At 61.7% G+C, this 26087-nt stretch carries 24 protein-coding genes; 13 read left to right on the top strand and 11 right to left on the bottom strand.

The genetic code is table 11. The features are described 5' to 3' along the window. Nucleotides 1–212: 212 nt before the first annotated feature. Complete coding sequence (locus LAN64_11895) at nt 213–1799, bottom strand: hypothetical protein (GenBank protein MBZ5568542.1); 1587 nt, start codon at nt 1797–1799, stop codon at nt 213–215. Between the two features lie 481 nt (nt 1800–2280). Here LAN64_11895 and LAN64_11890 point away from each other — a divergent pair, with 481 nt between their 5' ends. The 4 genes from LAN64_11890 (at nt 2281) to LAN64_11875 (ending at nt 7957) form a co-directional block, all read left to right on the top strand. Beyond that, nucleotides 2281–3675, top strand: coding sequence for a sigma-54 dependent transcriptional regulator (locus LAN64_11890; protein MBZ5568541.1), 1395 nt, complete (start codon nt 2281–2283; stop codon nt 3673–3675). Between the two features lie 82 nt (nt 3676–3757). Further along, entirely contained in the window at nt 3758–5656 is a 1899-nt protein-coding gene (locus LAN64_11885) for a PAS domain-containing protein (GenBank protein MBZ5568540.1), read from the top strand. A 40-nt stretch (nt 5657–5696) separates the two neighbouring features. Continuing rightward, nucleotides 5697–6296 carry a hypothetical protein gene (locus LAN64_11880; GenBank protein ID MBZ5568539.1) on the top strand — a complete coding sequence of 200 codons (600 nt, stop codon included), beginning with the start codon at nt 5697–5699 and terminating at the stop codon, nt 6294–6296. Nucleotides 6297–6358: 62 nt separating this feature from the next. Then, nucleotides 6359–7957 carry a hypothetical protein gene (locus LAN64_11875; protein ID MBZ5568538.1) on the top strand — a complete coding sequence of 533 codons (1599 nt, stop codon included), beginning with the start codon at nt 6359–6361 and terminating at the stop codon, nt 7955–7957. 140 nt (nt 7958–8097) lie between these two features. Here the strand turns inward: LAN64_11875 and LAN64_11870 are convergent, their stop codons facing one another. From LAN64_11870 to LAN64_11855, 4 genes are all read right to left on the bottom strand, one after another. Beyond that, nucleotides 8098–8328, bottom strand: coding sequence for a hypothetical protein (locus LAN64_11870; GenBank protein MBZ5568537.1), 231 nt, complete (start codon nt 8326–8328; stop codon nt 8098–8100). A gap of 459 nt (nt 8329–8787) precedes the next feature. Next, nucleotides 8788–9909 carry a hypothetical protein gene (locus tag LAN64_11865; protein ID MBZ5568536.1) on the bottom strand — a complete coding sequence of 374 codons (1122 nt, stop codon included), beginning with the start codon at nt 9907–9909 and terminating at the stop codon, nt 8788–8790. Nucleotides 9910–10047: 138 nt separating this feature from the next. Continuing rightward, the gene (locus LAN64_11860) at nt 10048–11103 is read right to left on the bottom strand and encodes a sigma-54 dependent transcriptional regulator (protein MBZ5568535.1); all 1056 of its coding nucleotides are present in this window, start codon (nt 11101–11103) and stop codon (nt 10048–10050) included. Between the two features lie 223 nt (nt 11104–11326). Continuing rightward, nucleotides 11327–11680 (bottom strand): PilZ domain-containing protein, encoded by a 354-nt coding sequence (locus LAN64_11855; protein ID MBZ5568534.1) that lies wholly within the window; start codon nt 11678–11680, stop codon nt 11327–11329. Between the two features lie 326 nt (nt 11681–12006). On the opposite strand from LAN64_11855, the gene LAN64_11850 reads away from it, so the two are divergent. Then, a complete protein-coding gene (locus tag LAN64_11850) occupies nt 12007–12894 on the top strand; it encodes a HAMP domain-containing histidine kinase (GenBank protein ID MBZ5568533.1) in 888 nt (295 codons plus the stop codon). Nucleotides 12895–12942: 48 nt separating this feature from the next. Next, nucleotides 12943–14343 (top strand): sigma-54 dependent transcriptional regulator, encoded by a 1401-nt coding sequence (locus LAN64_11845; protein MBZ5568532.1) that lies wholly within the window; start codon nt 12943–12945, stop codon nt 14341–14343. Between the two features lie 103 nt (nt 14344–14446). Here the strand turns inward: LAN64_11845 and LAN64_11840 are convergent, their stop codons facing one another. Then, nucleotides 14447–14818: a hypothetical protein gene (locus LAN64_11840; GenBank protein ID MBZ5568531.1), complete on the bottom strand. Its 372-nt coding sequence runs from the start codon at nt 14816–14818 to the stop codon at nt 14447–14449. 240 nt (nt 14819–15058) lie between these two features. Here LAN64_11840 and LAN64_11835 point away from each other — a divergent pair, with 240 nt between their 5' ends. Continuing rightward, the gene (locus LAN64_11835; protein ID MBZ5568530.1) at nt 15059–15235 is read left to right on the top strand and encodes a hypothetical protein; all 177 of its coding nucleotides are present in this window, start codon (nt 15059–15061) and stop codon (nt 15233–15235) included. Between the two features lie 86 nt (nt 15236–15321). Further along, a complete protein-coding gene (locus tag LAN64_11830) occupies nt 15322–16671 on the top strand; it encodes a DUF4147 domain-containing protein (protein MBZ5568529.1) in 1350 nt (449 codons plus the stop codon). A gap of 140 nt (nt 16672–16811) precedes the next feature. On the opposite strand, the gene LAN64_11825 is transcribed toward LAN64_11830, so the two are convergent. Both LAN64_11825 and LAN64_11820 read right to left on the bottom strand, forming a co-directional pair. After that, entirely contained in the window at nt 16812–16970 is a 159-nt protein-coding gene (locus LAN64_11825; protein MBZ5568528.1) for a hypothetical protein, read from the bottom strand. Between the two features lie 222 nt (nt 16971–17192). Further along, nucleotides 17193–18077, bottom strand: a complete 885-nt coding sequence (locus LAN64_11820; protein MBZ5568527.1) for an MBL fold metallo-hydrolase — start codon at nt 18075–18077, stop codon at nt 17193–17195. Nucleotides 18078–18191: 114 nt separating this feature from the next. Here LAN64_11820 and LAN64_11815 point away from each other — a divergent pair, with 114 nt between their 5' ends. The 3 genes from LAN64_11815 to LAN64_11805 are packed head-to-tail and all read left to right on the top strand — an operon-like array spanning nt 18192 to nt 20798. Beyond that, nucleotides 18192–19073 carry an NAD(P)-dependent oxidoreductase gene (locus LAN64_11815; protein ID MBZ5568526.1) on the top strand — a complete coding sequence of 294 codons (882 nt, stop codon included), beginning with the start codon at nt 18192–18194 and terminating at the stop codon, nt 19071–19073. After that, a complete protein-coding gene (locus LAN64_11810) occupies nt 19009–19362 on the top strand; it encodes a DUF3311 domain-containing protein (protein ID MBZ5568525.1) in 354 nt (117 codons plus the stop codon). The genes LAN64_11815 and LAN64_11810 overlap by 65 nt, the downstream gene beginning before the upstream one ends. Continuing rightward, entirely contained in the window at nt 19359–20798 is a 1440-nt protein-coding gene (locus LAN64_11805; protein MBZ5568524.1) for a sodium:solute symporter family protein, read from the top strand. Before LAN64_11810 ends, LAN64_11805 begins: the two co-directional genes overlap by 4 nt. Nucleotides 20799–20891: 93 nt before the next feature. Here LAN64_11805 and LAN64_11800 read toward each other — a convergent pair whose 3' ends face one another. The 3 genes from LAN64_11800 to LAN64_11790 form a co-directional block, all read right to left on the bottom strand. Then, a complete protein-coding gene (locus LAN64_11800; GenBank protein MBZ5568523.1) occupies nt 20892–21680 on the bottom strand; it encodes an SDR family oxidoreductase in 789 nt (262 codons plus the stop codon). Between the two features lie 101 nt (nt 21681–21781). Next, a complete protein-coding gene (locus LAN64_11795; protein MBZ5568522.1) occupies nt 21782–21958 on the bottom strand; it encodes a hypothetical protein in 177 nt (58 codons plus the stop codon). Between the two features lie 77 nt (nt 21959–22035). Continuing rightward, on the bottom strand, nt 22036–22692 hold the full coding sequence (locus LAN64_11790; protein ID MBZ5568521.1) for an alpha/beta hydrolase: 657 nt from the start codon (nt 22690–22692) through the stop codon (nt 22036–22038). A gap of 102 nt (nt 22693–22794) precedes the next feature. Between LAN64_11790 and LAN64_11785 the strand changes: the two genes are divergently transcribed. Together LAN64_11785 and LAN64_11780 are read left to right on the top strand one after the other, a co-directional pair. Then, nucleotides 22795–23793, top strand: coding sequence for a M20/M25/M40 family metallo-hydrolase (locus LAN64_11785; protein ID MBZ5568520.1), 999 nt, complete (start codon nt 22795–22797; stop codon nt 23791–23793). 106 nt (nt 23794–23899) lie between these two features. Further along, nucleotides 23900–26029: a thioredoxin domain-containing protein gene (locus LAN64_11780; protein ID MBZ5568519.1), complete on the top strand. Its 2130-nt coding sequence runs from the start codon at nt 23900–23902 to the stop codon at nt 26027–26029. The last annotated feature ends 58 nt before the right edge of the window (nt 26030–26087 follow it).

The following is a 26087-nucleotide window of genomic DNA, read 5'->3' as shown; positions in this document are numbered from 1 at the left end:
TTTTTCATGCGGGAATGGTGTCGCGATTCTAGCCCAGGCGCTACAGCGCAATAGTACCAAGTCTGGTGACGAAGGTCGTGAGACGAAAGACCCCATTTGGCGGGACCAAATGGAAGTGCAGATCCGATTCGTTCCCGGCAGGCGGGGTTGCCGCGAGAGAGGAAAAGGCCGGTCGGAGACTACCGACCGGCCTCACTGCGACCGTTCTCAAACTACTGCTTCGGAGCCGCAGGCTTTGCTGCCTTCTTCTTACCCGGCGCGGCTTTCGGGGCCGGCGCCTGGGGATAGGCGTTCTTGCCCGCCTTCATTTTGCTGGCATCGAACGCTTGCGTGCCTTGAACGTTGAAGGTCGCCCCGGCGGGAACGAGGTAGATCTCGGCGGTGCGATTGCCAGCGCTGCCGGTACGCAACTCAAAGCGGCTCGGATCGATTCCCCTTTCCTGCGTGAGGTAGGCCTTGGTGTTGACCGCGCGCTGCTCGGCAAGCTTCTGGCCATTCTTCTCGCCAGCCTCGTAATTGCCGACAATGACAGCTTTGGCATCGGGTTCGCGCTGCAGGCGGAGAGCAACGTCGTCCAGGATGGCCTTGGCTTCGTTGTCCACGCGAGCCGGCAGCTTCGGATTCTTGAACTGGATTTCGTTGAGCTTGCTGGCCGTCGGCGGTGGTGGAGGAACCTCCACGTTGACCGACGTAGTGTTACTGCCGCTGAGCCCGCGATCGTCAGTCGCCGTACAGGTTATGGTGATCGGACCGGCGGAAGCGCCGGCGGTATCCATCGTGGCCTGCGCGCCGCTGGGCGAAATGCGGCCGCCGCTGGCGGTGAAGTTGTAAGTTAGCGGGCGATTGTCGGGACTCTGTCCGGTAGCGGTAACGGTGGACAAAGTGCCGGCTTGGACGGTGGCGGGGTTGGCGCTGCAGACAACGGTCGGCGGATGCTTGGGCGGCTCCTGCACGTTGAAGGCAGCGTTGCAGGTGGCCGGCGCCATCTTCTTTTCCTTCGGATCCGTTACCGTTGCGCTGACAGTGTATGAGCCGGGCGCCAGACCGGTGGTGTCCAACGCGACGGTATTATCTTTCGGGGTGGCCTTGCCGCCCGTTGTCTTGAAGTCGTAGGTGACGGTGTGGTTCTTGATGATGTTACTGGCGGTAGCCGTCATGGTCACCGGTTCGCCGGCCATGACCGAGGTCGGACTCAGGGAGCAGCTCGCGGCCAGGGGCGGCGGAGGCTGCCCGCCGCCGAGATTCAGGATAATGCCGGAGCGGACGCGCGCGCCCTGAAGATCCTTACTGTTGAGAATGACCGGCTTCCAAGTATGATGCCCCCACACGTAGTCCGCCTCGACCAGACGGAAAGAAAACCGCCGTGACAGCGGGATATCGAACCCGCCGCCCAGGACCGCGCCGATGCGGTTGTCGGTTCCCACGCCGTCCACCGAGAGGCGATGCAGTCCAACCAAGGTATGGAGGAACGGCTCGAAGTGCTCCTCGCGGAGTTTGAGCCGCGGGCCGAACATGAAAGTGGCGACGTTCACGTTGTCGCCATAATGCGCGTCGATATCAACGCTGAATCCGGCCCAGCGGTTGAAATTGAAGGTGGGGGTGACCCCGAATCCCTTGCTGATGGACGGCAGCTTGAAGTTGCCGACGTTGCCCCCGGGGTTCATCCAGGAGTAACCGGCGAAGATGTCGACCGTCGGAGGAGTCGCCTCCTGTGCGAATGAAGTGAAGGACAAAAGTAGGAGGGGGATTGCCGCCACGTACAGCCAAGTGCGGCCAAGAAACATTTCACGAAGTGACATGCCTGATCCTCCGGGAGATTCTCAGGGACCAACTACACCAGACTATCGAGGACAGATTAGCCGAACAGAAAAGCGGAGCCCACAACCGACATCCAGACATGGACCACAAACTGAAAATTGTAATCGCAACACGCTCGAAGTGCAAAGATTAGAGCCTGTTTAGGTGTGGGCCAGTTCCAAACTGACCCACCACCCCTGTATTGTCGGCGCGCAGCGGCGTAGGCGCGGCACTGTCGGGTAGCCGATTTCGACCTTTCAGCTGCATGATATAGATACCGGCTGGAGAGAAAAAACGGCCGAGTTACTGTCAGGCGGAATTGCGCATCTATGCAAGAAGTACTCGGCACCGGGCCGCGCATAAGCGAACCACATCTCTAAATCTTAGTCATTCTGTACGCATGAACTCCGCCGATGCGGATTCGTGGCGCACACGGTTGCCGAATGGGTTCCGAGCCTGAATAATGGAGCCGGACAAACGTTTATGAGCCAGGAAAAGGTACTCATCGTCGAAGACGAGGAAAACGAACGCAGTGGTTTGGCCGAGCTGGTCACGCTCTGGGGCTGCAAATGCGAGACGGCGCGCGATGGCATCGAAGCTCTGGAGAAGATCGGGTGGTTTGCGCCCGCCATCGTTGTGACCGATCTCATGATGCCGCGCATGGACGGCATGGAACTGCTGCGCCGGGTCGCCGAGCTGCCGCAGGAATGCAAGGTGATCGTCATGACCGCACACGGCAGCGTGGACAGCGCGGTGGAAGCGATGAAGATCGGCGCCTACGACTACATTCAGAAGGGCGGCGAACCGACGCGCCTGCGCACCATCCTGAAACACGCCGTCAGCCAGCATGACACCGAGCGCGAGCTGGAAGTGACGCGCCGCACGCTGCGCGACAAGGGCGTCATGGGACCGATGGTGGGCTCGTCGCGGCAGATGCAGGAGATCTTTCACCTGGTGGAAATGGTCGCCCCGAGCACGGCCTCGGTTCTGATCACCGGGGAAAGCGGGACGGGAAAAGAACTGGTAGCGCGCACCATCCACGAACTCAGCCCGCGCAAAGGCAAGCCGTTCATCGCGATCAATTGTGCCGCCATCCCTGAGACACTGATCGAGAGCGAGGTTTTCGGCCATGAGAAGGGCGCATTCACGGGCGCGCTGGAGCGTCGTGTGGGCTGCTTTGAGCTTGCCGAGGGCGGCACGCTGCTGCTGGACGAAATTGGGGAGATGCCGATCGGCACGCAGGCCAAGCTGCTGCGCGTGCTCGAGGACCGCAAGCTGCGGCGTCTAGGCAGCAAGGTCGAAACCCCCGTCGACGTGCGCGTGCTAGCGGCAACCAACAAGGTTCCGGAGGAGGCAGTGGCGCAGGGATATCTGAGGAATGACCTTTTCTATCGGCTCAACGTGTTTAACATTGCCATGCCGCCGCTGCGCGATCACAAGCAGGATCTGCCGGATCTGGTGACGACGCTGCTGGCGGAGATGAACGAAAAACACGGGCGCAAGGTGCAGTTGGTCAGCGACTCGGTGATGTCGCTGTTTTCCGCCAATGCGTGGCCCGGCAACGTGCGCGAGTTGCGCAACACCTTGGAGCGCGCGGTGATCGTGTGCGACGGCGGCGTCATGGAAACCAGACACCTGCCGCCGGGATTTGGGCAGGTGACACCGCGTCCCCCGGTGCAGGAACCCAACGCGGTGCGGCTGGGAGTGGGCACGACGGTGGGCGAGGCGGAAAAGCTGCTCATCCTCAAAACGCTGGAAGCCACCAACAACAACAAGACGCGGGCCGCGGAAATTCTGGGGATCAGCCTAAAAACGTTGCATAACAAGCTCAAGGAATACGGAACCAGCAACGTCGCGGCGGCGGGTATGGGGCAGTAAAGTCGTTGGTCGTTGGTCGTTGGTCGTTCGCAATTATGTGTCGCACCCGGCCAACGACTGACGACAAACGACTAACGAGTTCATGAGACTTCGACTCAAAGCAAAGTTGGTAATTGCCATCAGCGCCATGGTGGTGGCGCTGGTGGCGACGCTGTCGTACATCTACATGTCGCAGATGCTGCGGCAGCGGGTGAGGGAGGAGTACCAGACCGGGGACTTCATCGCCCACCAGATTTACCACGGCGCGCGCGAAGCGCTGGAACTGGATCTGGTCAACGCCAACGTGGACGCCGACGACCCGCAGGCGGTGGCGGCCGCCATCGAGGACAGCCTGCAGACCGACCCCGGGCTGAATTCCCTGCTGCAATCCATTGTGGGTTACTCGCCGACTATCTATGACGCAGCCATCACCGACACCTCGGGGCGTGCCCTGCTACACACCGATGCCGACGCGCAAGGCAAGCCGGTGCCGCCGCGGCCCGATTTCGCCGAGGTAGTGAAAGGCGGCTTTCGCCAGCAGATGGACATCGTGTTCGGCAAGCCGCGGGTGTACGAAGTCCGCCTGCCGCTGAGCCGCGCCGGCAAGCCGTTCGGGCAGATCCGTATCGGACTTTCCACCGTTTTCCTGAAAAGCGAGTTGCAGCCGCAGATCACGCACGCGCTGGAGTTCACCGCAATATCCATCCTGGTCTCGTTGCTGCTGGCGGCCGCGCTCTCCCACTTTGCGCTGCGCCCGCTGGCAGCCATCGGCGAGCGGCTCGATCGAATGGCCGCCGGCGACATCGAAGCCGCACCCGCCAAGCGCCCCGCGCGCTACGACGAGTACGGCCTGGTGACCACCAAGATCGACCGCCTCGGCCAGCAGATGCGCGACGTCAAAGAGGTGTTCTCCGCGTTGAAGGAAAACCTCGACCAGCTCATGGGCAACCTGCAGGACGGCCTGATGCTGTTCGCCCAGAACGCGCGCGTGGTGCTGGTGAGCGCTTCGGCGGAACAGTTTGTCGGCCGTGCGCGCGGTGAGATGCTGGGCCGCCAGGTCAGCGACGTGTTCGCGCGCGACACCCGCCTGGGCCACATGGTGCTCGACGCGTTTGACCTGCGCCAGCCCATCAGCCAGCGCGAAATCGAGGTGGAAGGCGGGCGCACGGTGCAGGTGTCGCTTGATTTCATCGAGCAAGACGGCCAGAACATCGGCGCGCTGCTCACCATGCGTGATGCCGAGTCGGTGCGCAAGATTGAGGACGAGATCGAGTTGTCGCGCCGCATGGCCGCCATCGGCCGGCTCACTTCCGGAGTCGCCCACGAAGTTCGCAACCCGATCAACGCCATCCTGTTGCACCTGGAGGTGCTGCGGGAAAAGATCCAGCAGATCGATCCCGAATCGCGGCGTCACATGGACGTGATCGGCAACGAGATCCAGCGGTTGGATCGGGTGGTGCAGACGCTGGTGGACTTCACAAAACCGGTTGAGTTGCGGCTCGGCGATACCGACCTGCGCCGGGTGATCGATGACGTGTCCGTACTGGCAGCGCCGGAAGCGGCAAAGCTGGGGGTCGCCCTGCACAGCGAGCTTCCGCCGGCGCCGCTGGTGGTGAAGGCTGACGCGGACCTGGTCAAGCAGGCGGTGCTCAATATTGCCCTCAATGGCATTCAGGCCATGCCCGGCGGAGGCACGCTGGTTATCGCCGCCCGGCACGAAGTCAACGCCGTTGAAATCGAGATTCGCGACCAGGGGCCCGGCATTTCACCGGAGGTCCGCGACAAGATTTTCAATCTCTACTTCACGACCAAAAAGTCCGGCAGCGGCATCGGCCTGGCGATGGCGTACCGGGTCATGCAACTGCACAACGGGTCGCTGCAATTCGAGTCGCAGCCGGGACAGGGGACGGTGTTTTATCTGCGCTTCCCCGCCCCCGAACCAATCCGCAGCGCGGCTTCGCGCGAGGCCGCCCAGGCACAGAAAATCTCGGCGGCCTCGTAAACGGCTTGCGCTCGAATCGAAAGGGATTTAGAAGAGTACTATGCGGTTGTTGCGCGCCACGGCCCTGGGGGTTCTTATTGCGTCCGTGCTGGCGCTGGGCGGATGCAAGAAGAAGAAGCCCGCGCTGCCGCCGCCGCAGGCGCAAGCGCCTACCATCACGCAGCCCCAGCCTGAAGAGCAGCCACCCGCCCCGGCTGCGTCCGAACCGAATCGCCCGCAGCCGGAATCGACGCAGCCGCCGCCTGCCACAGGTGAACCCGCGCCGAAACCGATACCCAAGCCACGCCACACCGCGAAAAAGGCCCCTCCGCCGCCCGCAGCGGAGAAACCTGCCGAACCGCCCTCCAAAACGGTGGTTCCCGAGGGCGGCGCGCAGCCGGCCACACCGCAGCTTTCCGCCAGCATGCCGCATGATGCGGCCATCCACCAGAAGCTCAACACGGCACAACTGCTGGAAGCCACCGAGTACAACCTCAAGAGCATCACGCGCGAGCTCAATGCCGATGAGCAGGCGATGGTGCAGCACATCCGCAGCTACATACAGCAATCGCGCGATGCCAGCAAAGACGGCGACACCGAGCGCGCCTACAATCTCTCCCTCAAAGCCCACCTACTCTCCGACGAACTCATAAAACGTTAGTATCCGAAATTGACCGGCGCACATCGAACCTCTAAAGTCTTTGCACCTGGCGGGGGTACCATATGGACCAGTGGCGCGGGCTCCTTCTGGTGGTTTGCCTTTCCCTGTTGAGTTCCACCTCGATGGCGGACGATTCGCATGCCGGGCACAACATGACGCTGGGCAGGGTCGGCACGGTGAATTTCGAGGTGAGCTGTTCTTCGGCCGCGCAGAGGGCGTTTCCGCACGCGGTGGCGCTGCTGCACTCGTTTGCCTACGAGCAGGCGCTGGCCGAATTCACTGCCATCGCCAGCCAGGATGAAAAGTGCGCCATGGCGTACTGGGGCGAGGCCATGACCTGGTGGCGGCCGCTATGGTATCCGCCTGACGCCGATGCGCTGCGCAACGGCTCGGCAGCCATCGAGAAGGCCGCTTCGCTGGAGCTTCCCACCGGGCACGAGAAAGGGTACGTTGCCGCGCTGCGCGCCTTTTACTCGGACTACGACAAAATCGACTATCGCACGCGTGCCATGAACTATCGCATGGTAATGCAGGGGCTGCACCAGCGCTTCCCGAAGGACAACGAGGTATCTGCATTTTACGGTCTTGCGTTGCTGGCCACCGCGTCGCCCACCGACAAGACTTTCCGCGATCAGCACGAAGCCGCCACCATCCTGGAAAGGGTTTTTGCCGAGGAGCCGGACCATCCCGGGGCGGCGCACTACCTCATCCACAGCTTCGACAGCCCTGCGCTGGCCAAGGATGCGCTGCTGGCGGCGCGCGCCTACGCCCGCATCGCACCCGATGTGCCGCACGCACTGCACATGCCCTCGCATATCTTCACCCGTCTCGGGCTGTGGCAGGACTCGATTGATTCCAACGTGGCGGCGGAAAACGCAGCGCGGCATTGGGCTGAAGCCAAACCCATGCCATACGCCTCGGACCAGCAACTCCATGCCATGGATTACCTGATGTACGCCTATCTGCAACAGGACCGCGAACGCGAGGCGGAAGGCGTGCTGAAGGAAATGAATACGCTGCAGAAAGTGCAGCCCACCGGAGCGTCGTTCTATGCGCTAGCGGCCATTCCCGCTCGCTACGCGGTCGAGCGCAGCCAGTGGACCGCGGCTGTGGCCCTGCAGCCGAACCATGCCGGCAGTCCGGAAACCTGGGCGATCACGCACTGGGCGCGCGCGCTGGGCGCCGCCCATACCGGCAACTTCGACCTGGCGCGCGCCGAATTGAAGGAGCTTGAAATCATTCGTGACGCGTTGCAGCAAAAACATCAGGGTTACGACTGGGCGACGCAAGTCGAGATCCAGCGGAGGGAGGCGGCGGCCTGGCTGGCACACGTGGAGAAGAATAACGACGAGGCCGTGTCCTTGATGCAATCGGCGGTTCAACTGGAAGATTCGACGGAAAAAAATCCCGTGACCCCCGGCGCGGTGCTGCCGGCGCATGAGCTGTTGGCCGATCTGCTGATGGGAATCCATCGCCCCCGGGATGCGTTCCAGGAGTATGAGGCCTCGCTGAAAACGGCGCCGCACCGCTTCCACGCCGTGCAGGGCGCCACGCGCGCGGCCGAAGCCGCGGCGAACCACGAGGCCGCGCATAAGTACAGGCGCGAGCTGTTGGAGTTGACCAGGTCGAATCAGGGCGGAGTTTACCTGGCGGCGAAGTAAGACGGCGAGTTTGCGCGAATACCGCCTCGATTTCAACTCTGACGCCTCCTCGCTTTTGTTGCAGCGGGGAGCACGACGGGTGGGCACCCACACTTGTCTCACAGCAGAAAGCGTGCGCTACCGCCCAACCGGCAACCGGGTTACTGCTGTGCAATCATGTAGAACACGAGGGCGAACGCGATGGCTCCTAGAACCCAAAACGCGGGGCGTGTAGCAACATGAGGAAATACGCCGATGCCCAACGCCAGCCCAGAGCGCCCCGCTTTCACGAATTCACGTGCCACAAAGACTAGATAGACAACCAAGACCGCCGCTAGCCCTATGAATGTGCTCAAGAGAATCACAGATGCCGACATCCGCTCTTTCATCATGGCTAAGGATTCCTCGTGCAAGCGAACTTCGGGTAACTGTCAGGAGCGGGAAATAAATCCTTAGAGTGCTCCGCCCACGCACTCCCATGGCAATCCCAAAATCCTGTCACAGAGACCGAGCGTCATCCAATCATATGCGGGTATCTAAGGGGTCGCTTTGGGCACCTTTCTGAACTTAGGTGAGATTTCTTTCTGAGTCATCGCGCCCCCTTATTACGACGCCAAAGGAAGACGCTGAGAAAAGTACGCCCCCGAAGGTACCAGGCGTCGAGACGAAGAGTTGTTACGAAAACAGATTCCCATTCTTGCAATTGACTGACCCGAAGCCGTTTGCGTCGCCGCCGAAATGCTTGGTCTCGGCGCAGCAACGGGCCGTTTTGTTCTGTTTCCAGAACAAGAAAGACTTCAAGAACGAGGCAAATACACGCCACCAGAAGCACAAGGTCGACCGGACTCTCACTACTTCCTCGACCGGGCCGCCTTGATCTTGGCCAGCAACTCCTGCGCCGGCTGTTGATACGGGCCTTGGATATTGGCGGCCTGCGTCAGGGTGTTGATCGCGTCCGCCGCGCGCTCCATCTTCGCGTAAGCGAATCCCAGGAAATACAGGACGCCGGCGAGATCCTCGGGCGAGTTCTGCAGCAAGGTGGTTGCGGTCTTGAGTTCAGCAGCGCCGGCGGAAATTTTGTTTTCTTGCAGCAGGACGCGCCCCAGCACCGAGTGGGCCACGCCCGCCAACTTGCGGTCCGCCGTCTCCGGGGCATGCTTTTTTTGCAACTCGATCACCTTGCGCGCGTACGTGCCGGCGGTGGCAACGTGCCCTCCCGAGGGGTCATTCAAGTAAGCGCTGGCCAGCACGGTCAACAGGCGAATGTCGTTGGGATGCTTCGCCAACATCTTGTCGCCGAACGCCGCTAGGCCGGCGGAATCCTTCATCTCTTGCAGCGTCATAATGGCTAACGTCGCCAGCGACTCGCTGAACTTCGACGACGGAAACGCTTCCAGGTACTTTTCGATTTCGGGCATGCGCATGCGCGGATCCTGCTCGGTGGTGATCGCGTTGTACCCAGCGACTTCGATGAACTGATAATTCGGCTGCAGCGCCTCTTCTTGCGCCGCCAATTGGCTGGCGTACTCCTCGGGCGTCACTCCGTCAGGCTTGGGCGGCTTGCCCACCGCGTTGATCACCGTGGCGCCGCGCACTGCGTAGTCCACCACCTTCGCCGAATCCTTGAGCTGCTGTGCGAGATCCACCTGCATGACCAGGATCTCGACCACGCCGGGCATGGCGGCCAGCGCCCTGTCACCGTAGGCCAACGCTTTTTGGGGATCACCGGCGGTGACGGCGTGTTGTGCCAGTTGCCAGTTGCCGTACGCGACCGCCGCCGGATTGGAGGAGAACTTCTGCACAAACTCTTCCAGCATCGCGTTGCGCTGCTGCAGGTCGGCCTGGTTGGTGATCGCCTGCAGAGCCTTGTCCTCGGGCGTGCCCGCCGCAATAACGATCCTCGATTGCGCTCCCAACCGCGGCGCAAGCAGGGAAAAGAACAGCGCAATCGCCAAGCATCGGTTCGTTTTCATACGGGGACCTCCCGGAGCGTCGCTTGAGAGGAATGCTATCTCTGAAACAGGAGACTCGGCAAGGCGCGCGTCACCAGCGTGGGCGAGCGAAAAAAGGCTGCCCCGGCGGGCAGCCTGCGTAAACAGCGAGACAACCTTTTAAGCGGCCGGCGGAGGCGTTTGCGCATACGCTTCGGCCCGCCCGCGTCCACGCCCCGCGGGCAGTCCAACGTCCCGAATCTTGTACAACAGCGCGCGATAGCTGATGCTCAGCGCGCGAGCAGCGCGCTTACGGTTCCAGTGGTTTGCCTGCAACACTTTCAGGATGATCTTGCGTTCCAGTTCCAATACCGCCTGGCGCGTCACCTTCTTGAGGGAAATCGGGCCATCCACCTGGATGTCGTCGTCGAACAGGTCCTGCTTGCGCGGCAGGAGTTCGGAGGTGATGGCTTCATCGTTCCCGAGGATGGTGTAGCGCCGCATCAGGTTTTCCAGCTCGCGGATGTTGCCCGGCCAGTGATAACGCTGCAACTGGGTAAGCAACGGCGGCGACAACGGGCGCACGCGCGCGTTGTATCTCTCGCTGTAGATATCCATGAAATACTGGACCAGGACCGGAATGTCGGCAGCGCGATCGCGCAGCGGCGGCATTTGGATGTTCACGACATTGATGCGGTAGAACAGGTCCTGGCGGAAGTGCCCGATTCCGACCTCGTGCTCCAGGTTACGGTTGGTCGCACACACCATGCGGACTTCAACCTTCTTGTCCTCCTGCGCACCGATGCGGCAGAACTGACCATCCTGAAGAACTTGCAATAACTTGGACTGAAGGCTGTAATCCAACTCGGAAATTTCGTCGAGGAACAAGGTTCCCCGGTTCGCCAGTTCGACACGGCCGGGCTTGTTGGCGTAGGCGCCGGTGAAAGCTCCTTTTTCGTAGCCAAACAGTTCGCTCTCCAGCAGCGTGCCCGGGATCGCGGGACAATTCACCTTCACCCAAGGCCCGTTCGACCAAGCCGAGAGCTGATGAATCATGCGCGCAATAATATCCTTGCCCGTGCCGCTTTCCCCCAGGATCAGCACCGGAAGGTTCGCGCTGGCGATCTTTTGCACGCGCTCGCGTACTATCTGCATGGCGCGCGTGCTGCCGAACATCACCGGGTCCGGCGGAACGGGCGAGGGGGAGCGATCAAGCGGCAGTGCAGTTGCGGCCACGGACATAGCTCCTTGGTTCCTGTTCCAAGACTCATGCGACCCTGCGGAAGAGTAATGCACTCAAATCACCGAACTTTCATCTAGCTTGTGGGGCATCCTAGCACGGACGTTCGCACGCCAATCGTACATCGTGTCTTTGTTTTAAACAACTTAGAATAACTCTTTGGGCAAATCTTGGATTTCCTTGCCGGGGAGAGTTTGGCAAATGTGGGAAAACTATTTCCTACGCGGAATTAATTTTCTCTTTCCCTGTGTCCAGCAGCGGCTTATTAAACTTCAGCCCCACCAGATGACATCGTTCGCCATGGGTGATGCGTACCAGCTTGGCTTTCAAGCTGCGCACCGATTGTGGAGACTCGGAACTTGGGGGTAAGGGAGCAACCGGAATCTCCAGCGCCAGGCTGCTAGACCGCGGCAAACTGCGGCGCGTAGCCAACAGGATGCCACCGGCGCTGATGTTCAAAGCGGTAGCAAACTCAAGGAATTCCTTGCCATCTTGATCGACCCCGCGCACGAAAACCGGTATCGATAAGGGGAGGCGTTGGTGTTTTCGTCGCTCGGACCCAGGCTTGATCATCGTACGTTTTCCCATGCGGCTTGGCGCACATCAGGGGCCAAACATCAACCAGCTTACGACCGACAAGGAAAAGGACTGTAACTAGCAGCCACTGAGGTATTTACGCATATCTGGATCGCGATTCTCGCAACATTTTTCGAGCGCACCTTAGCAGTAAATGCAGCAACCTTTTGCGACTTTCGAGTAAAACCGCTGCACCGGTGAACTTGACTTCCCCAACATGGTCTCCTATCATCTTACAACAACAACGCAGCATCCCGTTCAACCTTTCTCCCCCTGATATCATCAGGGTTATGTCTGAGCACTCCGACAATGGCGCTGCCGCGATGCCCGCAAGACGCAGCGGCGATTTGTCGGCGGCCTTTCCCGTTCCTGGAAAGCGCGGCGCCGATCCAAGTCCCAATCCTTGTCCGGACGAACTGCTGCGCTCTTACCAGCAATTAGAAACGCAGTATCAACGGTGCGCACAAGCTTTGGCCACCGCCGCGCATGACCTTCGCACTCCCTTGGCGGTGGTTTCCGGCTACATCGAATTGCTCATGAGCGGCAAACTCGGACCGCTGACCGAGCGTCAAACCCGCTGTCTGGAAGATATGTATTCCAGCAGCCAGCGCTTGCATCGGCTGATTACGGATTTTCTTACCTTCAGCGCTCTCCAGACCGGCAACATGAACTTGCAACTGGACGAGCCTCGCGATCTGCACCTCTGTCTCACGGAAATCTGCAGCTTCTGGATGCCGCGGTTCCAGAGCAAGGGAGTCGCATTCTACTACCTCCCCAGCGAACACCTGCTACCGTTTCCCTTCGACTATGACCGCATCCAGCGGGTGGTTTCCAACCTGCTGGAAAACGCCTTAAAATACACGCCGCAAGGCGGGACCGTCTGGCTGAACGCGGAGCCGCAACTGTGGGAACGGCGCACGCTCGAAACGCGCCCGCAAGCCCGCGAACGCCGCAAGCAAGCGGTGGCGGCGCCTAACGCTGTGCGTGTGAGCGTGGCTGACACCGGCCCGGGCATTCCGCCGGAATATCACCAGGAAATTTTCGGCGACTTCTTCCAGGTCCCGAACGGTGAAATCAGTGGCGGGGGCATGGGACTGGGGCTGGGCATTGCCCGGCGCCTGGTGCAGGCCCATGGCGGGAAGATCTGGGTCGAAAGCGAACCTAGTTGCGGCAGCAAGTTTTCTTTTGTTCTTCCCCTAAAGCACGGATAAACGTGCATAATCGGCAGAGCGAATTTGGAAAGGCAGAATGCGAAACTGATGGGGAATTCTCCGAGGATACTGGTCGTCGATGATGAACCGAGCATGCTGCGCTATCTGCAGACGCTGCTCGAGGTGGAATCCTACAACGTCGATACCGCGGTCAGCGGCGAACAGGCATTGATCAACCTGCAACAAAGCCTGCCGGACGTCGTGTTGCTCGACGTCCTGATGCCCGGCGGGATGGATGGGCTGGAGACGCTGGAGCAGATGCGGGAACGTTATCCGCAACTGAAGGTCATCATGCTCTCCTGCGTCAGCGACACTCGGAAGGTGGTGCAGGCGATCCGCCTCGGGGCGCAGGACTACCTCACCAAACCCTTCCAGAAGAACGATCTTGAAGCCGTCATCCAGCAATGCATTGGCGGGACCGCCACCGTGGCGGCGCCGCAGGGGGAAATCGAAGACCTGGGTGACGATGTCTTCTTCGTCTGCGGCAGCGCTTCGATGCGCAAGATCCGCTCCCAGGCCAAGCTGGTGGCGAACGTTGATATCCCCGTGCTGATCCTGGGGGACAGCGGCGTCGGCAAAGAAGTTATCGCCAAGATGATTCACAAGTACTCGCCACGCTCGCACCGCACGTTTCTCAAGGTGAATTGCGCCGCAGTTCCTGCCGACCTGCTGGAAAGCGAATTATTCGGCTACGAGCCGGGCGCTTTCACCGGCGCCACGCATGCCAAGCCGGGCAAGTTCGAGCTCTGCAACAAAGGCACGATCATGCTGGATGAGATCGGCGAAATGCCGCCGTCGCTCCAGGCCAAGCTGCTGCACGTGCTGCAGGACCAGCAATTCTCACGCCTTGGCAGCCGCACCGTGCAGAAGGTGGACGTCCGCGTGCTGGCCGCCACCAACATCAACATTCAGGAAGCCATCGCGTCGCGCAAGCTGCGTGAAGACCTCTACTACCGCCTCAACGGCTTCTCCATCACCCTGCCGCCGCTGCGGGATCGCAAGGAAGAAATCCCGCTGCTGCTGAAACACTTCATGAGCCAGGTGGCCGAACACTACGCGCGCCCGCCTCTGCCCCTGACTCCGTCGCTCATCCAGGCTTGCGAGCGTTACCATTGGCCGGGCAACCTGCGCGAGTTGAGCAACTTCGTCAAGCGCTATCTTGTGCTCGGCGACGAGGAAATGGCAATCACGGAACTGGCGCCGCAGGGAGAGAGAGGGATGACGGCTGCGCCTGGCGCCGGCGCGGGAGGAATCGGCGCGGCCGACAACGGCCTGAAATCACTGGTACGCGGCGTCAAGGACGAAGCCGAAGCGGAAGCCATCAGCCGCGCGCTTACGGAAACCAACTGGAACCGCAAAAAGGCTGCGGCGCTGCTGAAGATCAGTTACAAAGCCCTGCTCTATAAAATCCGTCAGTACGGCATCCAGCCGAACGGCAACACGCATTGAAATCCTCTTCACCAATCCTTCCGCCCGGCCGGTGGGATGGACCTTAGTTCTTGATGCGATCACTCTCGCGGCGCTCCCGCTTGCGAAATCTGCCGCACTCCGGTTAGCGGCCGCTCTTCATTTTCTCTTTGACCTGGTGGGCCAGCTTCTCGATTTCCTCGGCTTTCTTCATCACTTCCAGCGATAGAACATTCTCGTTTGTCTTGTCCACGTACTGCTTCAGCTCGGTGGCGAGAGACAGCAGCTTATCCGTGTCACGCTGGATCGCCGCTTGGCGTTCCTTGTTCAATCGCTTGTCCCGATCACGTTCCATGCGCTGAATGTCCGGGTTGCTGTCGTTGCGGCGTTGCTCGAACTGCGGATCGCCGCTGGCAGCTGCGCCGCCGGGCCCACGGCGGGGAACACCGGCCCTCTGGGTTAAACCGGATCCGCATATAGTCAGGAGAAGGGTTACGAAAAGGACGGCTTGCCGCACGATGGCCTCATCAGAATCGGGATGCGGCGATTATAAGATGAAGAGCAGGTGGCGCAAAGGAACGAGGCGTTTTGTCCCTGTATAATCGCGTGCTGAAAGCGCGCATGGTCGAGCCATCCATCAGGGCGGAAGTCAAGGCACTTCCCGGCGGCCTGCGCGCGCAGCAATTCCGAGTTTCTCGTCTCCGACCCGCAGCTGCCGGACATCGAGCGCGTCAGCGGTAACGAGGTGGATTACGTGATGCTGGTGAAGACCCGTCCCGGTCGGCAATGCAAGGTCATGCGCGAACTCCGCCGCCGCATCAAGGAGGGCGTCGAAAAGAATCACATCGCCCGGCGTCCCGGGTGGCATGTTTGTCATGCAGAGCGTGCCGGGAAAGGCTCTCTGATTGGCAATTTGGAATTTGCAATTTTGTGATTTCTGACCGGGGAGAGGGTGCAACTTGCCGGAGATCAGTCGCGGTAGCAATACTGGTCTTTGGCTTGAAACTAGAAGCTACGTCTATGGCAGAGCGGGCGGCAGCTCGCAGTACGTCCGAGCGGGAGCGCAGCGCGCGCGGGCTGCGGCTGGCGGCGCGCGAGGTGTTCCAGGAAGCACTGGCTCAGAGCACCATTCAGAAGGCGTTCGCGCGACACGTCAATTACGAGCGCGGGGTTCTGCGCGTCTGCGAGGACCTGTACGGGCTGCCGGCGTACGACCGTGTGTCGGTCATCGCCATCGGCAAGGGCGCGCACAACATGGCCGAGGCGCTGGCGGAACAGATGGGAGACGGCCTGGAAGGGATTGTCGCTGGTTCCACTCATCCCGGCACGCAACGGCGCGGGTTCCGTTACTTTTGCGGCGGACATCCTCTGCCCAATCGCGAATCGCTGGCCGCAGGCCGGGCGATCCTGCGCTACGTGGCGCGGCAGCCGGAGGAAGCACTCTGCCTTTTCCTGATCAGTGGCGGCGGGTCGGCGTGCGTGGAGCATCCGGCCGACGACGCGATCGCACTGCAGGACATCGTCAAAACCTACGAGGTGCTGGTGCATTCGGGGGCGCCGATTGCGGAGATCAACGCCATCCGCAAGCACCTGTCGGGGATCAAAGGGGGACGGCTGGCGAGGGCGGCGGCGCCCGCGCAGCAACTGTCCATCATGGTGTCGGATGTGCCCGACAAGGCGCTGGACTCGCTGTCGTCGGGGCTGACGATGCCGGATTCGACTACCGTCGAGGATTGCTACCGCATCGCCGAGCGCCACCGCATGGTGGAGGAGTTTCCGCCATCGGTGCGCGAGTTGTTTACGAAAAAAATCCTGGAGGAAACGCCGAAGGCGGGTGACCCGGCGTTTGCCAACTCGCGCTGGTGGCCGGTGCTGTCGAACGCGTCGCTGCTGCAGGCCGCGGCGGCACAGGCGGCCGCGCGCGGGTTCGCCGTCGATGTGGACAACTCCTGCGACGACTGGGACTACGCCAAAGCGTCTGATTATCTGTTGAACAAATTGCGCAAGCTGAGGCAGGGCGTGGCGCGGGCGTGCCTCGTATCGGGCGGAGAAGTGACAGTGAAGGTGAAGGCGAAGCACGGCGTCGGCGGGCGGAACTCGCATTTCGCGCTCTGTTGCGCACAAAAAATCGCGGGCGAAAGCATCACCGTGCTCAGCGCCGGCACCGACGGCATTGACGGCAACAGCGCCGCGGCGGGAGCGATCGCGGACGGGACCACGCTGGAGCGCGCGAAAACACAGGGGCTGGATGCGGCGAAGTCGCTGGCGGGCTGCGATGCGTTTCCCTTTTTCGATCGTTTGGGGGACGCGATCGTCACCGGACCGACGGGGAACAACCTCAGGGATCTGCGGCTGTTGCTGGCTTGGTAGATGTGAGCAGTTAGAGTTAGGAGTTAGCGAGCAGCACCCGACCTTCGTTGCGACCTGGTAATTCGAATGCGAGGCAAGACCTTCAGCGACCGCCAGAGACACTCCGGGCTAACTACCTATAGCTACTGACTCCTGTTTTTCTAATCCAGCCGCACACCGCGATGCGAATTCCAGGCGATGCTGGGGAAGGTCTCGGGAAAACGCGCCTGCTCATGCTCGGGCGCTTGGGCCTCAGTAGACGGATGGCAGAAGCAAGGACGATCGTTGGTGTAGTCGGTGTGGCAGTACGGGCACAGCATTGAATTTCTCCGCCGCCGCGATTCAAACAATCAGGATGCAGGCGACTAAGCGGATTGTGGGCGTGCCGGCGGGGAAAGGGAAACGCATAATTTCGATTGGCTTGATAAGCAAAGACAGTAATTAGTAACTAGTAATTAACAAGACAGACTTGTGTTCAGGGGTGGGAGAAACTGTGAATTTAAGCGGAACAAACTAGTTACTAATCACTAACTACAGTTTCCTCATTCAAACACCTGCGTCACACCCTCTTGTAACACCAGCACCCGGTCGTCGACGCCGTGTTTCTTCGCCTCGGAGGCGAGGAACTGGAGCGGCTGGTCCATGGGCTCGTGCGAGAGGCGGAAGGTGCCATAGTGCATGGGGACCATGTAGCGGGCGCGCAGGTCCAGGAAGGCGCGCACGGCGTCGGCGGGCGAGGCGTGCACGTTGCGGAAGGAGGGCGGATCGTAGGCGCCGATGGGCAGCATGGCGAGCTGGGGGCGGAGGCGCTCGCCGATTTCGCGGAAGCCGTTGAAATAGGCGGTGTCGCCGGCGTGGTAGAGACATTCGCGTTGGGAGCGAATCACGTAACCGCCGAAGCCGCGGTGCATGTCGCGAACGACGCGCGCCCCCCAGTGGCGCGAGGGCGTATGCACGATGCTGAGGCCATTCTGCTGGTGCTCGCCCCAACAGTCGAGCTGGATGATGTCGCTGAAGCCCAGGTCGGAGACGAGGTCGGCCACGTTCCGCGGCACCACGATCGTGGGCGCGGGCCGGTGCAGGCGCCGCGTGTGTCGCACCAGCGCGCGCAAGGACGGGCGATGCAGGTGGTCGAAGTGGGCGTGGGTAACCAGCACTAAGTCGAGCGGCGGCAGGTCTTTGATTCGAACCCCCGGCTGGCGGAGGCGCTTGAGGACGAAGAGCCAGTGGGCGAAGTTGGGATCAATGACGAGATTCATCCCGGCCATCTGGACGAAGAAACTGGAATGTCCGATGAAGGTGAGCCCGAGTTGTCCGCTGCGTGCCAGAACCGGTTTGCGCGGCTGGCCGGTGCGCGGCGTCAGCGCGGAATGGCGTACCAGCTTGCTAAACTGGCGGGCGCGTCGCCGGAGGGTCAGATTGATCATCCGCATATTAGACGCCGAGCGGGTGGCAGATGATTCTAGTGCGAGAGTACCCGCGCAACGCAATTTCAGAACTCGACTTTGTATAATCACCTGCTGTTGTTTGCGAGGCAAGACATGCGCGTAGCGTTTCTGGGATTGGGGATCATGGGCCGTCCGATGGCGGCGAAACTGGCACAGGCGGGTCACGAGGTCACCGCATGGAGCCGCAGCGCCGGCAAACACGTGGAAGGCGCGCGGATCGCGGTGAGCCCGGCGGAGGCAGCGCGCGGCGCGGAGGTGGTGTGGGTGTGCGTCTCGGACACGGCGGCCGTGGAGCGCGTGCTTTTTTCCGCCGATGGGGTGGAGAGCGTGCTTGAGCCGGGGATGATCGTCGCCGATTCCAGCACGATTGCGCCTTCGGCGACGCGCAAGTTCGCCGAGCGGGTGCGGGCACGCGGCGCCGACTACGTGGACGCGCCGATTACCGGATCGAAGGTCGGCGCCGAGAGCGGGCAACTGATCTTCATCGTCGGCGGGGCAGAGGCCACGATCGCGCGCCTGGAACCACTATTCAGTGTGATGGGAAAGAAGGTCCTGCACATGGGGCCGACGGGACACGGCCAATCCGCCAAGCTCGGCGGCAACCTGATGATTTCCATGATGTTCGAAGGCTTCGCGGAAGCGCTCACCCTGACCAGCAAGCTGGGCGTGCCACGCGAACGTTTCATGGAACTGGTGAACGCGTCCATGATTCGCTCCGGAGTTTCAGATTACAAGGCGCCGTTTGTCCTGCGGCATGATTTCTCACCGAACTTTCCGCTGAGACTGATGCACAAGGACATTCATCTCATGCTGGAAGCCGCGCGCGAGGCTCGCGTCAAGCTGCCGGGGTTGGAAACGGTGGAAGAGATTTACGAGGTCGCCACCGAGGAAGGCAGCGCCGACCTGGATTATGCGTCCACGCTGGCTCTGCTGGAGAAGTGGGCGGGCATCGATAGCCATAGCAGCACGTCCTGAATCGTTTTTTTCGTATTCCTTGCTCCTGGGGAATGGTTTTCCACTGCACAGGGAGGCCCGCGTGAAACCGCCCTCGCTCGGCGCGCTGCTGCTGGGGCTGATTCCGTTCGCCGCCGTCTGCTTCTCGGTACCGCTCTGGGACCGCATTCACCCCATGGTCCTGGGGATTCCGTTCAACATGTTCTGGCTGATCTCGTGGCTGGTACTCACGCCGCTGTGCATGTGGGGCGCTTACGCGCTGGAAGTGCGCAACGGGAACGCCGGCGATCGCGAGGGCACGCCGCGATGAGCCCGAGCGTGGTGGCGCTGACGGTGATTTTCGTTATCGTGGTGCTGGGTTCGGGGATCGGATTCTACGCCGGCGCCCGCCACAAGATGGACTTGGAGCAGTGGACGGTGGCGGGGCGCGGCTTCGGCCTGCTGCTGGTCTGGCTGCTGATGGCGGGCGAGATCTACACCACCTTCGCGTTTCTGGGCGCCAGCGGGTGGGCGTACTCGCGCGGAGGGCCGACACTTTATATCCTCGGCTACCTCACCCTGGCCTACGTAGTGTCGTTCTACATTCTCCCGCAGGTGTGGGAGGTGGGGCGAAAACACGCGCTGCAAACGCAAGCCGATTTTTTTCGGCAGCGATACGGCAGCAAATACCTAGCCGCGTTTGTCTCCCTGGTCGGCGTGGTGTTCATGATCCCGTATTTGCAGCTCCAGCTCACGGGGCTGGGAATCATCGTGGAGGTGGCAAGCTTCGAAGGCATCGGGCGCACGCCAGCGATGATCATCGCCTTCGCGCTGGTAGCGGGGTTCGTCTTCGCCAGCGGTGTGCGCGCTGTGGCCTGGGTCAGCGTTCTGAAAGACATCTTGCTTCTGGCGGCGGCGTTCGCCATCGGGATCGGCGTGCCGTATCACTACTTCGGCGGCATCGGGCCGATGTTCTCCGCGCTGCTGAGGGTCAAGCCGCAGCATCTGACGATGCCCGGCTCCACGCCCAACCTGGGACACTCCTGGTACATCTCGACCGTGCTGCTGACCTCGTTCGGCTTCTATATGTGGCCGCACGCGTTTGGCAGCAGCTACACGGCAAAAAGCGGCAACACGCTGCGCCGCAATGCGGTGGTGATGTCGCTGTACGGGATCACGCTGCCGCTGATTTTTTTCGTAGGCTACGCCGCCATCCTGGTGGTGCCCGGATTGAAGAATGGCGACCTGTCGCTGCTGACGGTGGTGCGCAAGACTTTTCCGGCGTGGTTTCTGGGGCTGATCGGCGGGGCCGGCGCGCTGACGGCGATGGTGCCGGCGGCCATCCAAATCCTGACCGCGGCGGCCTTGTTCGCGAAAAATCTCTACCGCCCAATTTTCGCGCCGCGGACAACGGATGTGCAGGTTGCCAGGCTGGCCAAGCTCATGGTGCTGGTGATCACTGCGGTCGCGCTGTACTTCGCGATCTACAGCTCGACGACCTTGGTTGCGCTGCTGCTTTTGGGATATGCCGGGGTCACGCAATTCTTCCCCGGGGTGGTACTCGGCCTGTATTCGCGGCGCGTGACCACATCCGGCGTATTCGCGGGCCTGGTAGCGGGCGTGGGCACGGTGGCGTTCCTGATGTTGACCAGGCGCGATCCCTTTCACGGGCTCAACGCCGGGTTTTGCGCCTTGTGCCTGAATTTTGTGGTGACGGCGATCGTGAGTTTGTTCACGCCGGCGGAAAGTGTGCGTGCTGAGTTCTGAGTTAACGGATTTCACGACCGATGCAGCAGCCCGGAGAACCCTTGCCGATTTCGCCCAAATGCAGGAAGAGGCTTGCACACGGCCGCGTTTGAGCTACAAGCCTTTGTAAGCACCGCCGTCAACCAGGAGGGTTTGGCCGGTGATGAAGGAGGCGCGCTCGGAGGCGAGCCAGACGATGGCGTCGGCGACCTCTTCGGGCCGGGCGATCCGGTGCAGCGGAGAATCAGCCGCCCAACGCGCGAAAATCTCTTCCTCCGCCACCCCCGCGGCCTGCGCCTGCGTGCGGGCAAGCTGCTTCAGGCGATCGGTGGCGGTGTAGCCCGGCCCCACGTTGTTGACCGTAATCCCGTCCGGGCCGAACTCGTTGGCGAGGCTTTTCACCAGGCCCACTGCCCCGGTGCGCACCGCGTTCGAGAGCACGAGTTGGTCGACCGGCTGTCTTACGGTGAGCGAGGTAATGGTGAGCAGGCGCCCCCATTTCTTACGCTGCATGAGCGGGATCACGGCGCGCGCAAAATGGACGATGCTAAGCAGGTTTTGTTCGACCGCTTGCTGCCAGTCCTCGGCCGTGGTGGCAAGAAAGCCTTTCGCGGGCGGACCTCCCGCATTGGTGACGCAGACGTCCACGCCCCCGAAACGGCTGGCAACATTGGCGACAAATTGGCGGACGGCGGCGGCATCGGTAACGTCCAGGCCTTCGCAGTGCACCGGAACATGATGTTTGCCGGCGATGCTGGCGGCGAGCAAGCGCAAGGTCTGGGTGCTGCGCGCGCAGATGGCGAGTTTGCAGCCCTCGGCGGCGAACGCTTCCGCCGTCGCCTGCCCAATGCCCCGGCTCGAGGCGGCAACGATGACGACACGATCCTTGAGGCCCAAGTCCATTGGTAATTTTGTAATTGGTAATTTGTAAGATTGTCGAGGACCGGCAAGTTGCACCCACTCCCGGTCAGAACTCACAAAATTACAAAATCAGTACCGCCCCATCATAAGGGGAACACGGGCAGTTGGACAGCGGGATTGGGATTTTCGTTCGGGTCGTGAAAGTCGGCGAACGCCTGTATTATCGGGCCTTTGTCGAAAATGGTGATGCTCAGGAATGGCAGCATTTTGCGTGAGGTCAGGTCCAGGTGCAGCCGTTTCTTGGCAATGGCGATCAGCACGTGTGTTTTGTTTGGCGCGGGTGATGATGAAGGCGCACGTATGCGTGAACCGGCAGAGACGAGCCAAGTCCAGATCGCTAGAAGCTGGAAATTTCTTCCTGCACCCACTGCTCGATCGCCCGCTTCATGTCCGCCAGATGCCGCGCGAAAAAATGGTCCGCGCCCTCGATGATCACCAGTTTCTTTGGTTCCGGCACGCGCGCCACCAATTGCACTAAGTCATGCCGCGGCCCGAACGCGTCTAATGCGCCGCTGACAAACAGCTTTGGCTTCGTGCACTCGCGCAAGAACTTGTACCCATAGGTGCGATCCTCCACCCGCACCGGAGCCCCCAGCGCGATCAGCGAATCCACACGCGGATCAGGACATGAGGCGATCAGTCCCGTGGAGGCGCCGAAGGAAAATCCCGCGAGCAGGATGGGCAAATGGAATTCCGCTTCCAGCCACGCCAGCGCCGCCTGGACGTCCTCCACCTCGCCTCGCCCTTCGTCGTGCGTACCCTCGCTCAGCCCGGCGCCGCGAAAATTGAAGCGCAGCACCGGAAACCCAAAGCCGTTCAGCGCCTTCATGGCGTGAAACACAACCTTGTTGTGCATGGTGCCGCCGAAGAGCGGATGCGGATGACACACCAGCGCGGCGTGCTTCGCGCCGGGCGCGCCCTCATTGAGCAACGCCTCCAGCCGCCCTGCCGGCCCGGCCATAAAAAATGCGCGGATCGCGCCTGCTTGCGTCATCGCAGCATTGTAGTCGCGCCGACACTCCTAACCGTCTCTGCTGTCTGTAAGGACCGCAGCCGGCCAACTGAAACTGAAACTGTCCCTGTTATCCTCTTGCGCATGGATCTGTTCGCCTTCACCCGCGAGCTAGTTGACATCGAGTCGGTCACCGGAAACGAGGGCGCGGTCGGCCAGTTCCTCCACCGCCGCCTCCGCGACCTCGGTTACGACGCCCGCCTCGATACGGTTGAGGCGGACCGCTTCAACGTCTACGCCGTCCCGCCCGGCCAGCCGCGTCCCGACGTTTTCTTCTCTACCCACATGGACACTGTCCCGCCCTTCTTTCCATCGAGCGAAGACGAAACGCGCATCCACGGCCGCGGCGCCTGCGACGCCAAGGGCATCATCGCCGCCCAGGTCGCCGCCGCCGAAAAACTTCGCCGCGACGGCCTCGCCGCCGGCCTGCTGTTCGTGGTCGGCGAAGAGCGCAACAGCGCGGGCGCGAAGTTCGCCAACGAGCGCCCCACCGGCGGGCGCTTCCTCATCAATGGAGAACCCACCGACAACCGCATCGCTCGCGCCACCAAGGGCGCCGTGCGGGTGGAATTTTTTGCCGAAGGCCGCATGGCGCACTCCGCCTATCCCGAACTCGGCGAATCCGCGATCGAGAAATTGCTCGATGCCCTCGAGCGCGTCCGCCGCATTCCCCTGCCCCGCGACGAAGACCTGGGCCCGTGCACGCTCAACATCGGCCTGATTGACGGCGGCCGCGCGCCCAACGTCATTGCCGACTGCGCCCATGCCGAGCTCATGTACCGCATGATCGGCCCTTCCGACGAACTGAAGCGCCAGATCGTCGCCGCCGCCGAACCGCTCGTCCGCGTGGCATGGGGCCTGGAACTGCCCTTCCTTCGCCTGCGCACCCTCGACGGCTTCCCCACCATGGTTGCCGCTTTCGCCACCGACGTCCCTTCGCTTACCAACTGGGGCGAACCGCTGCTCCTCGGCCCTGGTTCCATCCACGTCGCCCACACGGCCAACGAGCACGTCGAGAAGAAAGAACTGCTGGCCGCCGTGGATCTGTACGCCGACGTCGCGCGACGGCTGATGCGACAGTAGCTGGTAGCTGGGAAAACGACTCTGCCCGTGTGCTTCGCCGAGCTACCAGGTACGAGCTGCCTGCTCTTCGCATCTTCCTCGCCAACGGAGTACTCTAACCCTTGCCATGGCACACGACGTTGCGAACTCCCTTGCCCGCGCCTCCTCCGCCTATTTGCGCTCCGCCATGCACCAGCCCATCCGCTGGTTTCAATGGGGCGAGGAAGCCTTCGCCGCCGCCCAGCGCGAGAACAAGCCCATCTTGCTCGATATCGGCGCCGTCTGGTGTCACTGGTGCCACGTCATGGACCGCGAGTCCTACGACGATCCCGAAATCGCGCGCATCGTCAACGAGAACTTCATCGCCGTGAAGGTGGACCGCGACGAGCGTCCCGACATTGACAGCCGCTACCAGGCCGCCGTCCAGGCCATGACCGGACAGGGCGGCTGGCCGCTCACCGCTTTTCTCACCCCGGAAGGCAAACCGTTCTACGGTGGCACCTACTTTCCACCCGACGATCACTGGGGACGCCCCGGCTTCAAGCGCGTGCTGGCGGCCATCGCCGACGCTTTTCGCGCCAAGCGCGACGAAGTCACCCAGCAGGCGGACATGGTGCTCAACACCATCGGTCACGCCGAATCGTTTGCCGGGAGCGGCGGCTCGGTTCCGCCGAACATCGTGCGCACCGTCGTCGCCTCCGCTCTGAAGATTTTCGATGCCGACCACGGCGGCTTCGGCAGCGCGCCCAAATTTCCCCACCCCTCGACCATGGACTTGATCGTCCACCTTTACTCGCGCACCGGCGACGTACACCTGCAGGAGGTCATCACCACCACGCTCGAACACATGGCGCGCGGCGGCGTCTACGATCAGCTAGCCGGCGGCTTCCATCGCTACTCGGTGGACGAGCGCTGGGTGGTGCCGCACTTCGAAAAAATGTCCTACGACAATTCCGAGCTGCTCAAGAATTACGTGCACGGCTACCAGGCCACCGGGAATGCGTTGTTCGCCGCCGTCGCCCGCGACATCATCCGCTGGATGGACGCCTGGCTCAGTGACCGCACCGAGGGCGGCTTCTACGCCTCCCAGGACGCCGACATCGACCTCGAGGACGACGGCGACTACTTCACTTGGACCTTGGAGGAAGCTCGCGCCGTGCTTAGCGAAGACGAGCTCAAGGTGGCACAGCTTTATTACGACATCAACGAAGTCGGCGAGATGCAGCACAGTCCGGAGAAGAACGTGCTCTACGTGCGCACTCCCATCGAAGAGATCGGCGTGCGCACCGGCATGAACCGCGACCGCATCTCCGCCCTGCTCGATTCGGCCAGGGAAAAACTCTATGCCGCGCGCCTGGCCCGGCCCACGCCCTTCATTGACAAGACGATTTACGTCGGCTGGAACGCGCTCTGCATCTCCGCTTACCTCGAGGCTGCGCGCGTGTTGTCGCTGGAAGACGCCCGCCACTTCGCGCTGCGCTCCCTCGACCGCATCCTCTCGGAAGCCTGGAGCACCGATGGGCGACTCATGCACGTCCTCGCCTATGCCGACCCCGAGGCCACGCACTGCAAGGTCCCCGGCATGCTCGACGACTACGCCTTCACCGCCCTTGCCTGCCTCGACGCCTACGAGGCCACCGCCGACCTCAGCTATTTCAACTTCGCGCGCAAGCTCGTGGACGCCATGGTTGCCCGCTTCCACGACCAAACCTCCGGCGGCTTCTTCGACTCCGAAAGCAAGGGCGCACTCGGCGCGCTCACCGCCCGTCGCAAGCCCTTCCAAGACTCGCCGACGCCCGCCGGAAACTCCGCCGCCGCCATTGCGCTCTTCCGCATGCACGCCTACACCAATCAGGCGGGTGACCGCGAAAAAGCTGAGGAGACGCTTGAGGTATTCGCCGGAATGTGTGAACAGTACGGCATGTTTTCCTCCACCTATGCAATAGCGGCGGTGTGGCTGTTGGAAGGCCACACGCAAGTGGTGGTGGCCGGCAACGACGAGCGCGCGCGGGAACTTTATGCTGCCGCCGTTGCGCCCTTCGCCGTGAACAAGGCGGTGCTCAAGATCAGCGATAGCGCCGCCGCGCCGCAGAATCTTCCTCCGGCTTTTGCCGACACCGTGCCCAATCTTCCTCCGGCCAAGGAAGGAAAAGCGATTGCGATCATCTGTTCCAATTTCACCTGCCAGCCGCCCATCTCCGACCCCGACGATCTGGCCAGAGCCCTGCACGATGTCCTGATGGCCAAGGCGGCGTGAAGAGAGTGGTCAGTGACCAGTGGTCAGTTGCCCGTGCTCTCAGGTATAAAGCTGTTCA

The sequence above is a fragment of the Terriglobia bacterium genome (assembly GCA_020073185.1).
Classification (GTDB): Bacteria; Acidobacteriota; Terriglobia; order Terriglobales; family Acidobacteriaceae; genus JAIQGF01.
This window is presented reverse-complemented; position numbering and strand designations above follow the sequence as displayed.

Bases quoted from the DNA above. Each gene is read 5' to 3' on its own strand.
- LAN64_11895 (MBZ5568542.1), bottom strand. From the start codon at position 1,799: ATGTCACTTCGTGAAATGTTTCTTGGCCGCACTTGGCTGTACGTGGCG.
- LAN64_11890 (MBZ5568541.1), top strand. From the start codon at position 2,281: ATGAGCCAGGAAAAGGTACTCATCGTCGAAGACGAGGAAAACGAACGC.
- LAN64_11885 (MBZ5568540.1), top strand. From the start codon at position 3,758: ATGAGACTTCGACTCAAAGCAAAGTTGGTAATTGCCATCAGCGCCATG.
- LAN64_11880 (MBZ5568539.1), top strand. From the start codon at position 5,697: ATGCGGTTGTTGCGCGCCACGGCCCTGGGGGTTCTTATTGCGTCCGTG.
- LAN64_11875 (MBZ5568538.1), top strand. From the start codon at position 6,359: ATGGACCAGTGGCGCGGGCTCCTTCTGGTGGTTTGCCTTTCCCTGTTG.
- LAN64_11870 (MBZ5568537.1), bottom strand. From the start codon at position 8,328: ATGATGAAAGAGCGGATGTCGGCATCTGTGATTCTCTTGAGCACATTC.
- LAN64_11865 (MBZ5568536.1), bottom strand. From the start codon at position 9,909: ATGAAAACGAACCGATGCTTGGCGATTGCGCTGTTCTTTTCCCTGCTT.
- LAN64_11855 (MBZ5568534.1), bottom strand. From the start codon at position 11,680: ATGATCAAGCCTGGGTCCGAGCGACGAAAACACCAACGCCTCCCCTTA.
- LAN64_11850 (MBZ5568533.1), top strand. From the start codon at position 12,007: ATGCCCGCAAGACGCAGCGGCGATTTGTCGGCGGCCTTTCCCGTTCCT.
- LAN64_11845 (MBZ5568532.1), top strand. From the start codon at position 12,943: ATGGGGAATTCTCCGAGGATACTGGTCGTCGATGATGAACCGAGCATG.
- LAN64_11835 (MBZ5568530.1), top strand. From the start codon at position 15,059: ATGCTGGTGAAGACCCGTCCCGGTCGGCAATGCAAGGTCATGCGCGAA.
- LAN64_11830 (MBZ5568529.1), top strand. From the start codon at position 15,322: ATGGCAGAGCGGGCGGCAGCTCGCAGTACGTCCGAGCGGGAGCGCAGC.
- LAN64_11825 (MBZ5568528.1), bottom strand. From the start codon at position 16,970: ATGCTGTGCCCGTACTGCCACACCGACTACACCAACGATCGTCCTTGC.
- LAN64_11820 (MBZ5568527.1), bottom strand. From the start codon at position 18,077: ATGATCAATCTGACCCTCCGGCGACGCGCCCGCCAGTTTAGCAAGCTG.
- LAN64_11815 (MBZ5568526.1), top strand. From the start codon at position 18,192: ATGCGCGTAGCGTTTCTGGGATTGGGGATCATGGGCCGTCCGATGGCG.
- LAN64_11810 (MBZ5568525.1), top strand. From the start codon at position 19,009: ATGCGTCCACGCTGGCTCTGCTGGAGAAGTGGGCGGGCATCGATAGCC.
- LAN64_11805 (MBZ5568524.1), top strand. From the start codon at position 19,359: ATGAGCCCGAGCGTGGTGGCGCTGACGGTGATTTTCGTTATCGTGGTG.
- LAN64_11800 (MBZ5568523.1), bottom strand. From the start codon at position 21,680: ATGGACTTGGGCCTCAAGGATCGTGTCGTCATCGTTGCCGCCTCGAGC.
- LAN64_11790 (MBZ5568521.1), bottom strand. From the start codon at position 22,692: ATGACGCAAGCAGGCGCGATCCGCGCATTTTTTATGGCCGGGCCGGCA.
- LAN64_11785 (MBZ5568520.1), top strand. From the start codon at position 22,795: ATGGATCTGTTCGCCTTCACCCGCGAGCTAGTTGACATCGAGTCGGTC.
- LAN64_11780 (MBZ5568519.1), top strand. From the start codon at position 23,900: ATGGCACACGACGTTGCGAACTCCCTTGCCCGCGCCTCCTCCGCCTAT.